Origin of the sequence: Actinophytocola sp. (assembly GCF_050699915.1) — a bacterium.
Lineage (GTDB): Bacteria > Actinomycetota > Actinomycetes > Mycobacteriales > Pseudonocardiaceae > Actinophytocola.
The window spans coordinates 35,527-46,979 of sequence record NZ_JBOHGA010000025.1 but is presented as its reverse complement, the minus strand read 5'-3'; the positions used below and the strand labels follow the sequence as shown (position 1 = coordinate 46,979).

13 protein-coding genes are annotated in these 11,453 nt (G+C 69.6%); 6 read left to right on the top strand and 7 right to left on the bottom strand.

The genetic code is table 11. The features are described from left to right. The 3 genes from ACRDSK_RS07410 to ACRDSK_RS07400 all read right to left on the bottom strand — a co-directional run. On the bottom strand, window positions 1-2,785 hold a 2,785-nt coding region (locus ACRDSK_RS07410), incomplete at its 3' end, for an AMP-binding protein (protein WP_431439200.1). Window positions 2,786-2,787: 2 nt separating this feature from the next. Then, window positions 2,788-4,020, bottom strand: coding sequence for an MFS transporter (locus ACRDSK_RS07405; RefSeq protein ID WP_431439199.1), 1,233 nt, complete (start codon window positions 4,018-4,020; stop codon window positions 2,788-2,790). A gap of 437 nt (window positions 4,021-4,457) precedes the next feature. Next, on the bottom strand, window positions 4,458-4,667 hold the full coding sequence (locus ACRDSK_RS07400) for a hypothetical protein (RefSeq protein WP_431439198.1): 210 nt from the start codon (window positions 4,665-4,667) through the stop codon (window positions 4,458-4,460). A gap of 858 nt (window positions 4,668-5,525) precedes the next feature. On the opposite strand from ACRDSK_RS07400, the gene ACRDSK_RS07395 reads away from it, so the two are divergent. Genes ACRDSK_RS07395 through ACRDSK_RS07380 form a run of 4 tightly spaced genes read left to right on the top strand, consistent with a single transcriptional unit; the run spans window position 5,526 to window position 8,018 of the window. Next, window positions 5,526-5,813, top strand: coding sequence for a hypothetical protein (locus ACRDSK_RS07395; RefSeq protein WP_431439197.1), 288 nt, complete (start codon window positions 5,526-5,528; stop codon window positions 5,811-5,813). Further along, entirely contained in the window at window positions 5,810-7,216 is a 1,407-nt protein-coding gene (locus tag ACRDSK_RS07390) for a hypothetical protein (RefSeq protein WP_431439196.1), read from the top strand. Before ACRDSK_RS07395 ends, ACRDSK_RS07390 begins: the two co-directional genes overlap by 4 nt. After that, window positions 7,200-7,760, top strand: coding sequence for a hypothetical protein (locus ACRDSK_RS07385; RefSeq protein ID WP_431439195.1), 561 nt, complete (start codon window positions 7,200-7,202; stop codon window positions 7,758-7,760). Before ACRDSK_RS07390 ends, ACRDSK_RS07385 begins: the two co-directional genes overlap by 17 nt. A gap of 3 nt (window positions 7,761-7,763) precedes the next feature. Then, window positions 7,764-8,018: a hypothetical protein gene (locus ACRDSK_RS07380; RefSeq protein ID WP_431439194.1), complete on the top strand. Its 255-nt coding sequence runs from the start codon at window positions 7,764-7,766 to the stop codon at window positions 8,016-8,018. Window positions 8,019-8,336: 318 nt separating this feature from the next. Here ACRDSK_RS07380 and ACRDSK_RS07375 read toward each other — a convergent pair whose 3' ends face one another. Beyond that, on the bottom strand, window positions 8,337-8,549 hold the full coding sequence (locus ACRDSK_RS07375) for a hypothetical protein (protein WP_431439193.1): 213 nt from the start codon (window positions 8,547-8,549) through the stop codon (window positions 8,337-8,339). A gap of 355 nt (window positions 8,550-8,904) precedes the next feature. Here ACRDSK_RS07375 and ACRDSK_RS07370 point away from each other — a divergent pair, with 355 nt between their 5' ends. Beyond that, on the top strand, window positions 8,905-10,158 hold the full coding sequence (locus ACRDSK_RS07370) for a DUF1906 domain-containing protein (RefSeq protein WP_431439192.1): 1,254 nt from the start codon (window positions 8,905-8,907) through the stop codon (window positions 10,156-10,158). Window positions 10,159-10,188: 30 nt separating this feature from the next. Here the strand turns inward: ACRDSK_RS07370 and ACRDSK_RS07365 are convergent, their stop codons facing one another. Next, window positions 10,189-10,311 (bottom strand): hypothetical protein, encoded by a 123-nt coding sequence (locus tag ACRDSK_RS07365; RefSeq protein WP_431439191.1) that lies wholly within the window; start codon window positions 10,309-10,311, stop codon window positions 10,189-10,191. 92 nt (window positions 10,312-10,403) lie between these two features. Continuing rightward, complete coding sequence (locus ACRDSK_RS07360) at window positions 10,404-10,586, bottom strand: hypothetical protein (protein WP_431439190.1); 183 nt, start codon at window positions 10,584-10,586, stop codon at window positions 10,404-10,406. Window positions 10,587-10,632: 46 nt separating this feature from the next. Here ACRDSK_RS07360 and ACRDSK_RS07355 point away from each other — a divergent pair, with 46 nt between their 5' ends. Continuing rightward, entirely contained in the window at window positions 10,633-10,821 is a 189-nt protein-coding gene (locus tag ACRDSK_RS07355) for a hypothetical protein (protein ID WP_431439189.1), read from the top strand. Between the two features lie 155 nt (window positions 10,822-10,976). Here ACRDSK_RS07355 and ACRDSK_RS07350 read toward each other — a convergent pair. Beyond that, a partial coding sequence (locus tag ACRDSK_RS07350) for a methyltransferase (protein WP_431439188.1) occupies window positions 10,977-11,453 on the bottom strand: 477 nt, incomplete at its 5' end.

Here is an 11,453-nt window from a genome sequence, read left to right as displayed (position 1 = left end):
GGCCGACACCGCCGAGCCCACCGGTGACCAGCCAGCACGACCCGGGCGCCAGCGCGGCCGTCCCGCCGGGGCGCGGCACGACCGGGCGCAGGGTGCGGGCCATCGGCACGTCCCGCCACGCCAGGACCGGCTCCCGGTGCGTCCACGTGAGAGCCTCGGCGAGCACCGCCGGGTCGCGGTCGTCGCCGGGCAGGTCGAGGTGCCAGGCGCGGACCCCGGCGTGCTCCAGCGCGAACGACTCGCCGATCGCCTCGGTGAGCGCGGCCGGGTACCCGGGCGGCTCGGCGCCGGTGATCACGTAGCGGCCCCGGCTCACCGTGACCAGCTCGCCGGTCCAGCCCTCGGCGGCGAGGAACGCGGTCAACGCCAGCACGTCGTCGGCGCACGCGGTCAACGCCTGGTCCACAGTGGACGGATGGGCAACCGGTGCCACGACGAGCACGTCCGCGCCCGCGACGGCGTCCCGCCAGTCCTCGTCCGGACCGGCCACCACTGCGCCGGGCAAGGCTTGGCTCAGCGCGGCGTCGCCGGTCAGCAGCACGACCCGCTCCGGCGTGCGACCGGCCGGCAGCACGCGAGCCGTCCAGCCGGGCCGGTGCAGGGTGTCGGGCATCGTGTGCGGACCTGCCTCGGCCAGCTCGACGGCCCGCAGGTGCCGGTCCAGCTCGCCGCGAAGGAGCCGGCCGCGCATCGCCGTGCGCTGGATCTTGCCGCTCGTGGTCTTGTCGAACGAGTCCCGGTCCACCGCCACGAGGACCACCGACACGAGCCCGAAGCGCTCGCTCAGCCGCCGCCGGATCCGGTCCACGACGGGCGCGAGGCCGTCCGGTCCGGGCTCCGGCACGAAAACGACGGCCAGCCGCTCGACGCCGTCCGCCCCCGGGATGCCGAAGGCGCCGGCGAAACTCCGCGCCACCCCGTCCAGCGCGCCCACCACGTCCTCGATCTCGTGGCAGTAGTAGTGCACGCCGTTGATGATGATGATCTCCTTGGCGCGCCCGGTGATCGTCACCCGGCCGCCGGCGACGAACGCCAGGTCCCCCGTGTCGAACCACTCGCCGTCCGGAAACGCCTCCGCGTTGGCGTCGGGGTTGTTCAGGTAGCCGGGCGTGATCCGTGGCGACCGGCCCTGTAATCGTCCGATGTGGAGCTCGGGCAGCTCGGTCCGGCCGTCCGCGCCGGCGATGCGGAATTCCGCGCCCGGCGCGGGTGCGCCCATGCTGAGGAACGTGGTGGCGCCCGGCGCCGGTGCGTCCAGCAGTTCCAGCGGCCTGCCGGGCGCGGCCTGCCGCACGTGCTGCACCGCGGCCGGGCCGAACGGCTCGTAGGTGACCGCCGTGCACGTCTCGGCCATGCCCCACGCGAGCAGGATCGTGTGGTCCTCGACGCCGAAGCGCCGCACGGCGTCGAGGAACCGCCGCGTCACCGGCTCGGTGCACTGCTCGCCCGCGTTCATGAGGACCTTCAGCCCGCGCAGGTCCCAGTCGCGGTCCGGGCGCGCCGCGAGCGCGTCGGCGACGAGCCCGTAGCCGAAGTTCGGCGACCAGCTGTGCTGAGCCTGGAAGCGATCGAGCAGATCCAGCCACAGCAACGGATCGGCGAGCACCCGCTCGGGCGGCACGTGCACGTTGTCGCAGCCGAGGACAACCGGGCCGAAATGGAACATGACGACCCCGCCCACGTGATCGAGCGGCAGCCAGTTGACGAACACGTCCCCGGTGCTCATTCGGCCGGCCTGGCGCGCGCCCTGCGCGTACCGCACCAGCCCGTGATGGGTGACCTGGATGACCTTCGGCCGGCCTGTGCTGCCCGAGGAGAGCTGGAGCATCGCCACGTCGCCGGGGGCGGGCCGGTGCGGCTCCGCCGCGGCATCCTCGGCACAGTCGGCGAGGTCGACGACCCGCAGCCCGTCCAGGCCCTCGCGGCGCGAGTAGTCCCGCAACGCACCCACCGTGGCACCGCCGGACAGCACCGTGGGGCGGGCGAGGTCCAGCCAGGCGTGCTCCAGCTTGTCGAGCACCGCCGTCCGGGTGTCGTAGGTCGCGGACTGGGCGACCGCGACCGGCCGGAACCCGCCGAGCAGGCACGCCCACAGCCCGACGATGTGCTCGGCGAGCGACGGCGTGTGCAGGACGGCGGCGTCGCCCGGCTGGAGACCGGCCGCGCGCAGGCCGGTCAGCGTGCGGCGGGCCGCGTGCAGCAACTCGGGGTAGCGCAGCAGGACGGTTCCACCGTCCTGGACGACGTGCACACCTGCGTCCGGATACGACTCCGCGGCGGCCAGCAGCGCGTCGACGAGCGTGGCGGGATCACCGGCCCGGATGTCCAGCTCACCGCCCGCACACCGCGAGGGCGGCCCGCCTGCGTCCACATCGGACGGCGCGCCGGACAGGCCGGGCAGCGGGCCGGCCGCCCACGGCCGCGGCAGGTCGACCACGTCGCCGAGGTGGCGGCGGCCCGGTTCCGGCGCAGGCAGCGCGACCGGGCGCGGCGTCACCGACCCGGGCACCGCCAGCTCGCTCAGCCCGGCCTCGTCCGGGGCGCCGTGCTCGTCGCGGGGGATCGCGGTCACCGTCGCCACCAGCACCGGCTCGGGGCTCCGGGCGACGGCAGCGAGCGCGCCGGCGACCTTGCGCACGCGCTCGGGTGCGGCCTCCGGGTCGGGTACGACGTAGGCGACCCGGAACGTGCGCCCGTCCTCGGCGGCACGCGTGACGACCGCGGCGTCCAGTATCAGTGGGTGGCGGGCGAGGACGTCGAGCAGCGTGGGTTCGGACGCGGACACGGTCAACTCCCTGAGCTCACGGACTGGCGGTCCTCGGCGCGGCTCCGGCGGACGACGGCGAAGACCAGGTAGCCCAGCGTGAGCACGATGACGAGGCCGTGCATCGCGCCGGCGACACCGAACGGGTGCCACACCTCGAGCAGCCCGGCGGCCGCGAACATGCCCACGCCGAGGCTCGCGTTCTCGGCCATCGCGGTGAGGCCGAAGAAGTATCCGCGCGCCGGATCGGGCTCCGCCTGGATCCGGGTGGTGTAGGTGATCTCGGTGAAGCCGTCGGCGAGTCCGGCCACCATCGCGACCGCCAGCACCCACGGCTGGGCGATGCCGGCGAACGCGACGATGAACGCGCCGGACATCACCGCGGTGCCGACCGCGAACGCCCACTCGTCGCGCCGGCGGCCGCTGTGGTAAAGCCGGGTCATGAGATGGTGCGCGGTGAACAGGCCGACCGCCCACGCAGCCCAGAAGTTCCCGACGAAGTTCGCGGGCGAGCCCGGTTGCAGCATCGTCGCGTAGATCGGGATGCCGACCTGGTGGGACGCGGAGCCGAACGCGTCCACCGCGCGGATCGCCACGATCGCGAGCACCGCAGGCGCCGCGAGCAGCGCGGCGGTCGTGGCCAGCCGCCGTGCCCGGAACCCGGTGGCGTGCTCCGGTGCCGCGGCGGGGGAGAAGTTCAGCGCCAGCACGGCGAGCGTGGTGGCCGACACCACGAAGGTGCCCGCGTCGACCAGGAACGCCGCCCGGTAGCCGACCGTGGACACCAGGATGCCCCCGGTCGCGAACCCGATCGCCATCGCCACCGCGCGGCCGGTCACCAGCAACCCGTTGGCACGCAAGCGGTGTTCGGCCCCGACGAGCTCGGGCACGCTGCTGCGTAACAACACCGAGCTGGTGGTGTTGAGCAGTCCGAGTGCCACCGCGACCACCGGCAGCAGGTGAGACTGGGCACCCGCCGGCACCACGGCGAAGATCGTCAGGACACCGGCCTGCACGAGGTCACAGGTGATCATCACGGCCTTGCGCGGCAGGCGCGCCGCCACGACGCCGCCGAGCAGCCCGGCCACGAAGCCGGACGCCATGCGCACCACCATGAACAGGCCGGTCGCGAGCGCGCTGCCGGTCGTCTCGTAGACGAACAGGTTCAACGCCACCATGTTCAGGTAGCTGCCGAACGCCGACGTGCTGTAGCCGCCGACGAGAACGCGGAACCGCTTCAGCTGCGCCGTCGCCATCCCGCTGCTCAGGACCCCGCCATGGTGCCGCCGCCGCCGTCGTCGTCCCGGCCACCGTGCCGGCGCACACCGCGCGACACCTGGACCGGTCCGGTATCGATCCCCGTCATCGAACTCCTTCGTCGGCGGCCGGAGGGCACGATATCCACGCCACGATCGGCGTCGCAACAACCCGCCAGGCGGCCACCTGAATGCCCGAAGCCGACGGCGTCACCGATGACAGCGTGTGACGCCGACCCTTGGCGTGCAACGGATTGGAGTAACGAGCGGGCGCGGGCCGGAACGCTGCGTCGCCGTCACCGCCAGTCAGCGGACGGCGTAGGGATGGCAAGTTCCCCGCCATGTTCGACACCGTCCACGCCGACGCCGGCATCCAGGTCGTGCTCAGTAGGTCGCTCGCCTTGACATCCGCCGGCACCCGCGGTCGGGCGGCGTCCTCAACGAGTACCACCATGCCGCCTGACCTGCGTGGATGACGTTTCGGCAAGCGCAGGGTCAGGTAGCTCGATCTCAAGGCCCGTGCGCCAGGAAGACTTGTAGCGGAATGGCACGCCCAGTTGGACGAGACTCCGCAGAACGATGATGTTCTGCGTGGTGGTGAGAGCTGCGTAGAAAAGCAGGATGAACAGGTGCCACGACAGGTCCACTGCATACTCCAGTACGACCAGCCCAAGCATCTGGCCGTTGACTGGGTACCTACCTGGAGGGCCCGCGCAGTCATGAGATCAGCTACCAGGCTTGGGCAGTGCCGCGGTGTCGCAGAACTGTCGGGTAGCCGTCAGTCAACGGCAGCGGAGGCTCTCTTGGCTTCTGCTATTCGCCTTGTCGCGGTGTCTGCGAGCTGGCCCTTAGCTTTCTTAGCGCTCTGGCGTCGGCCTTACCGTTGAAGGCAGAGTACACCGTCGTCACGCTCGAGATCTTGACCGGTTGATCGGTGTTGGCTCGGTAAGCATCTGCGTTTCCAACGCCGACCTTGCCGAGATCGTTCGCCACGGCCACCGCGCGTCACATGCTGCACGGAGGAGCGCCAACGCGACGCGGGGCCACGCGACAACGTGGTATCCGGTCGGTCCATTGAGGACATGCACAACGTTCTTAGGCGGCGGCGCCACACCCGCGCAGGTCGCCGTCGCCTGGCTGCTGAGCAAGGGCGATGACATCGCGCGCGGGCCGCGGGGCTGGGAGCGCGATCGGTCGAGCGTTCGCTCGGGCCGTCCGGCGCACGCGGGCCGATGCCGAAGGCGACGAGCGCGGTGGCCACCAGGATCGCGGCGGCGCGTGCGGACTCGGCGGACATCGCGAGCTCGTTGGTCACGTCCGTGACCTCGGCGGCCGGATCAGCCCAGCGCGACCGGTGCCTACGCTTACGGACGACGGTCCCGCCGTGCCGGGTGCTGGACGTCGACGATCCGGGATCACTCGTGCTGGTTCGGGTTGGGTATGTCGGCGTCCGAACTCCAGTAGAGTGCGCCTGATGGCGGATCAGGGGCGGGGGTTCACAGGTTGTGGACGGGTACGAGGTCGAGATCGGTCAGCTGCGGAATGCGTCGAAGGCGGCGGGATCGGCCGCGGAGCAGGCCAGGGCGGTGCACCCGGGTAGCGGCTTAGGTGCGATCGCGACGGCGTTGCCGGGTGGAGACGCGGCGAGGAGCGCGCCGACTTTGGCGACGACGTTCGACGAGCGTGCGACGGGGTGGGCCGGCGAGATCGACCGGTGGAGCGACACCGTCTCGTCGGCGGCGAAGACGTATTCCGAGAACGAGGATGCTGCCGAGAGGGCTTTCGGGGGATGACTGTCGGCTACCACGACGTCCGCAGATGGAACGCTGACGAGCTCGATACGTCGGCCACCAACCTGCGTGGGCGGCGGGACCAACTCATCGGGCTGCAGGACGAGCTCGACGACGCCAGGAGGTTGCCTGACTGGCATGGCACCGCCGGCGAGCGCGCGCGCAGTTCGCTGGGAGACACGCGGAACAACGCCGAGACGCTGATCGCGGCGCTGTCCGCCGTCGAGCGCGCCCTGCGAAACGCGTCGGACGACGTCGCCGCCCTGAAGACCCGGGTCGCCAACAACGACTCCCTCGCCGACAAGTACGAGTTCAGCATCGCCGCCGACGGCACGGTCGTGGACAACAAACCCGCCGACAACGGCCCCGCGCCGAGGTCGCGGTTCGAGGCGGAGGAACGCGCCGCCGCCCAACGACACCGCGAAATGATCAAGACGCAGCTGGAGCAGGAAACAAGGGCGATACTCACCGCGGCGAACAGCATCGACGCCTCCCTCGCGCGGGTCATGCAGCTCGCAGAGGACGGCAAGATCAGCGACCACGGAGCGACCACCCTGGCCGACGCCAGGGACGCCGGCGAGGTCGATGCCAAGGTGGTCGAGATGGAGCAGTCGCTGCGAGACGCCGGACTGCTGACCGGGCCGCCCGCGTCCGGCCACTACCGGCAGTGGCTCGAGAACGCCGTCCGCCGAGGTGTACCGGTCGAAACGATCATGAAGATCGCCGCCGATCACGACATCACGCCCGAGGACTTTGAGGTTCTCGACGGAATGGAGGAGATCCGCGAGGACGAGGACGGCGATGGGACTGCCAAGTCGTACTTCTTGATGCCGACCGACATCAGCGGGGACGACGCCGCCAAGGCGGTGCGGATGACCTACATCCTCAATGCGGGCACCGACTACGGCACCGAAGGAGAGACGACCGACTTCGGACCGACCCCGTACGGATCCGAGGAACTGCAGCGAATCGTCGACCGGCAACAGGCAAATGACTGGAGCTACGACGACGATGTGGGGTTCGTCCACGACAACGGTGGACGGCTGGTGACCACCCCGAACGGCATGATGATGGGCCTGGGTGGAAACCTCATCCAAGATCAGTTCAGCCAGAAGGGCGGAACGACCTGGGGCGACACGTTCATGCTGAACATCGACGACCCGGCAGATCCCGCGCAGCAGCTTCGAGAGGTGGCCCAGTCAGGCCACGCGTGGTACGACGGCGAAGGCGGCCCACAGCGGGGCGATCTCGACATGGACCGGCTGCTCCACCACGAGGAGCGCCACTCCCAGCAATGGGCACGCGAGGGCTACACCCAGTTCCTCGCCTCCTACGCTTGGGAGCAGATCACGGGCGGCAACGAGACAGAGGAAGACGCGGGACTTTCCGATGGCGGATATCACTAGGTGGCCGATCATCGCCTGCGTCGCCCTGCTCGTGGCGTCGGCGACCGCGGCGTGCGACACCGAGGCGCAGTATGCGCCGTCGCTGCCACCGGCGGCCGGGTTCCGCGTCGATGACGGCGTCCTGAAGTTGTGGACGGGAACCCCCTGCCGAGGCGTCACCGGCATGACGTTGATCTTCGACTCGGGCACCGCGAAGAGCACGGAACAGGTGTGGTCCGCACCGCGGCCGGGGGTGTCGTTGGAGCGCATGGACCTGCTGGGGACCGCCGCCCAGGGATCCGCCTCGGACAGTGCTGAACCTCTCCAGGTCAAGAAACCCCTGCCGGCGGACTACGACTGGACCAAGGCCGACTCGATCGTCTTCTACGTCGACGGCCCGAGGGCGAACGGTGCCAGGGGCGACGTCGACCAGGTGCTGACAGAGTCGGCCCGGCACCCGTCCCGGAGCTACCTGTTCGGCCAGGCCGGCTGGATGGACGCGTCGGACGTACAACGAGAGAACCAGAAGTCGTTCCTGACCATCTGCACTCCCGACCCGGAGTGATGCATGGACACGCCGGGTAGTACCAGCCGCGCAGGCCATCTGCGAACCGCCCTGCGGCGCCTCGTGCTCGGCGCCTTTCTCGGTGTCGTCGTACTGATCACGTTGCTCGTCGGCGCGGCGGTGCTCAGCGTCACCGGAGTGTCCTTCGACCCGCACGGCTACGGAATGTTCGCAGGGATTCTTTTCGCCGCGGTGCTCATGCCGGTCGCGCTGATGCTGTGGGTTTCGTACCGGTCGCTGCTGCGAGGCGGCAATTGACCAGCGGTGTAATCGCCTCGATCGAGACGTGATTCCCGGTCGAGCGACGGCAGCGGCGATGGCCGCCAGCGGGGTGAGGGTCCACAGCGGACGGCCGGTGCCGAACAAAGTGATCCCGCCCGTCGTGACGGTGGTCGCCGCGCGAACCCGACCGGGTAGCCGGTCCAGCCGTGCAGCGGCAGCCGGCGATCTTCGACCTTCTGCACGTCTCCAGTGCAGCCATCTTCCGCTCGTGTGGCGGAATCTTGCCGCGGTCTCAACGGTCCGGTCACGCCGGCGATCATCGAGCGGCCGCGGGCTCCCGCGACCTGGACATCCTCACGGCTCGCTGAGCGCGCCCACTACCGCGTCCCAGGCGGCCGGCTCGGCCATGAAACGGAGGACCGGCACTCTATGCCGCTCCCGACGACGCCGCCGAACCGGCGGGGCTTCGCACCGGGCATGGCCGTTATCGAGCCGGAATATGCCGGTGATCAGCAACACCATCGCGGCCCCGAACACGAACGACTGCCACAAGACGTCCTGCTCCACACCGCCACTAGTCCCGCCACTGCCACGACGATGTAGGCCACGGCCCAGGCTTTACGAAATCCGACACTCACCATGATCACGCCCCCAGTTAGCGCCACTGGGAGGAAATCATGGCCTCCCGGGTGCACGGTGGGAAGACGCGAGCGGCGTCTGGCTCCGTGACGTCACTCCAGGCGGCAGACGACGTGAACGCTGAACGTGTTGGCGCGTATGCAGTTCTCACCCTCGGTGGGGCTGCCGCACCCACGCACGTCAGTAGCTAACGAGAACAACGCGATTCTTGTGAAACATAGACATGGCGAGCGAGGTCTGAGAGGGTGCGCCAAGGACGTACCCCAAGGCGAGGAGCGCCGCCATGTCACGACGATCCAAGCGGCTGCTCGTGGCGGCGTCGGTCGCGGTGGTGCTGGCGGGTGGGGCGGCGGGGTTTCCCGCGCTGGCCGAGTCCGGCACGCAGCAGGTCGGCTTTCACGGTTTCGAGGTCGACGTTCCCGCGTCGTGGCGGGTGGTGGACTTGGACGCCGATCCGGGTGCTTGCGTGCGCTTCGACGCCCCGGCGGTCTACCTGGGGAGCGCTGGTGAGGTGTCTGACTGTCCGGCTGACATCTCCGGCGGCCGCACGGTGGGGCTGGTGATCTCACCGCTGGACGCGACATCTGCGGCCACGGCCGGCGCGCACACGTCGACGGCCACGACCGAGACCGCGGCCGCGGTGGCCGAGTCGGTCAACCATCGGATCCAGGTCGCCGTGGAGGACGCCGGTGTGCTGGTGTCGGCCGCGCACAACTCGCGGACCGAGGACCAGGTGCGCGCCATCCTGGATACCGCGCGGTTGGGCGACGGCGCCCGGCCCGCGGAGCTGGCCTCGTTCCACCGCGGGTCCGCCCGGGCCGCGGCGGCGCCGATTGTGGCTCCTGGGACGCTGACCGACAACGCCTTCGACACCTGCACCGCCCAGAGTCAGTCCACAATGGATGCGTGGCGTGCCTCACCGTTCAAGGCCGTCGGCATCTACACCAGTGGCGTCAACCGCGCGTGCGGCCAGGACCTGTTGACCCCGGAGTGGGTGGGCACGCAGCACGCCAACGGCTGGCAGTTCATCGTCATCCACCACGGCCTCGAAGCACCCTGCAACCCACGCTACGACGAGGTGTTCTCGACCGACCCGGCCACCGCCAGGCAGCAAGGTGTCGACGAGGCCAACGCCGCCGTCGCGGCGGCGACCGCACTGGGCTTCGGCCCGGGCAGCGCCATCTACGTCGACATCGAAGCCTACGACGGATGCACCGAACCGGTGATGTCCTTCGTCTCCGGCTGGGCCGAAGGCTTGCGGGCCGCCGGCTGGCTGTCCGGCATGTACTCCAGCGGCGCCTCCGGCGTGGCCGACCTGTGCGCCAACTACAACAACGGCCAGTACACGATGCCCGACCACCTCTGGTTCGCCTGGTGGAACGGCCAGGCCGACACCGACTCCGGACAGTACTGCCCCAACGACTACTTCACCGGCGGACGTCGCCTCCACCAATACACCGGAGACACCCCCGAAACCCACGGCGGAGTCACGATCAACATCGACCGGGACTTCCTCGACGTCCGAGCCGGAGCCTGAACGCGGAGCCCGCGACGAGCGGCGGGTCAATCAGTGGTCCTCGTCGAAGCTGACCGTGCCGGAGACGGCGACCTGGTAGGCGGAGACCCAGCGTTCGAAGAAGTTGAACAGTTCTTGGACATCCTGCAGCTCCATGAACGCGAACGGCGCCACCCGGACATGCCGCAGGAACCCCGGACGGCTGCCCGAGGTGGTGCGCCGGCCTTCGCCGAGAGCCAGCCGGTGGGCTGGACCGTCGTGGCCAGTCAGCGCAGCTGGCGTCGACCCATGCCAGGGATCAGCTCGGTGGCCTTCGTCCGCATGCCCTTGGTGATCATGTTCCATGCCTGCGGGTCGCCCTTGAGCAGCGACTCGGTCGTCGCCTTGAGCCAGGACGCGCTGCGCGCGTCTGACCGACGATCGTCTCGGAGGTGTCGGCAACCGATCACCGGGTAGTCGAGGCGTGTAGATCGACCCGATCCGAGGAGACTTCCGATGACCGAGCGCGAGGATGAGCGGAGCGTTCCGCCGCCCGCCGATGCCGATCGTGATCCCGCGGTGGACGCCGACCCCGACTTCGCCGAGGAGCACAGCCGGCCGACCTACGCGGACGAGCCGAGCACCGAGGAGCCAGACGAGTCCGTGCCGCGAGATCGCGGCGGGGCCGGTGGGATGGACGCATGACCAGCACGTTCACCGCGAACGACCACTCGGCTGTCTACGCCTCCTCGGCAGCCACGCATCGCTCGCGCTGGTCTCCACGCTGGCGATGACGTTCCAGGAGCCGGAGCTCGGGCAGGTCTGATAGGTCATCCACACCGGCAACGTGATCGGGCCGGTCAGGCGTTCTTGGTCGCGCAGAGAATGCCCTGTACTGGGAGGGCGTAGCGGGGCAACTCGGCTGGCTCCCTGCTGATCGCCTTGGTGACGGAGAACCCGCACTCCTCCAGCCAGTTTTTGTACACCGACAGCTTCTGCGGACCGCCTTGGCCCATCGAGGCGCCGAGGAAGAAGCTCGGGAAGAAGTCGATGGTGTAGTTGTCGGAGTCTTTGACGTTCTCCGGGTACACCGGCACCAGGATGTGGACTTGGCCGCCTGCCTCCAGCGCCTGGTTGACGCCGTTGAAGATTGTGAGGACGTCGTCCTTGTCCCACATGTCGATGAAGTGTTTGATCAGCACGACGTCGAAGCCCTTGGGGATGGTGTCGAAGACGTTTCCGCCGATGAACGAGCAGTGCTCGGCCAGACCATGGTCACGGAAGTTCTGGCGGGATTCCGCTTCGCGTTCGGGCAGGTCGAACGTCGTCACCCGCAG

Bases quoted from the DNA above. Each gene is read 5' to 3' on its own strand.
- ACRDSK_RS07405 (WP_431439199.1), bottom strand. From the start codon at position 4,020: ATGGCGACGGCGCAGCTGAAGCGGTTCCGCGTTCTCGTCGGCGGCTAC.
- ACRDSK_RS07390 (WP_431439196.1), top strand. From the start codon at position 5,810: ATGACTGTCGGCTACCACGACGTCCGCAGATGGAACGCTGACGAGCTC.
- ACRDSK_RS07385 (WP_431439195.1), top strand. From the start codon at position 7,200: ATGGCGGATATCACTAGGTGGCCGATCATCGCCTGCGTCGCCCTGCTC.
- ACRDSK_RS07380 (WP_431439194.1), top strand. From the start codon at position 7,764: ATGGACACGCCGGGTAGTACCAGCCGCGCAGGCCATCTGCGAACCGCC.
- ACRDSK_RS07370 (WP_431439192.1), top strand. From the start codon at position 8,905: ATGTCACGACGATCCAAGCGGCTGCTCGTGGCGGCGTCGGTCGCGGTG.
- ACRDSK_RS07355 (WP_431439189.1), top strand. From the start codon at position 10,633: ATGACCGAGCGCGAGGATGAGCGGAGCGTTCCGCCGCCCGCCGATGCC.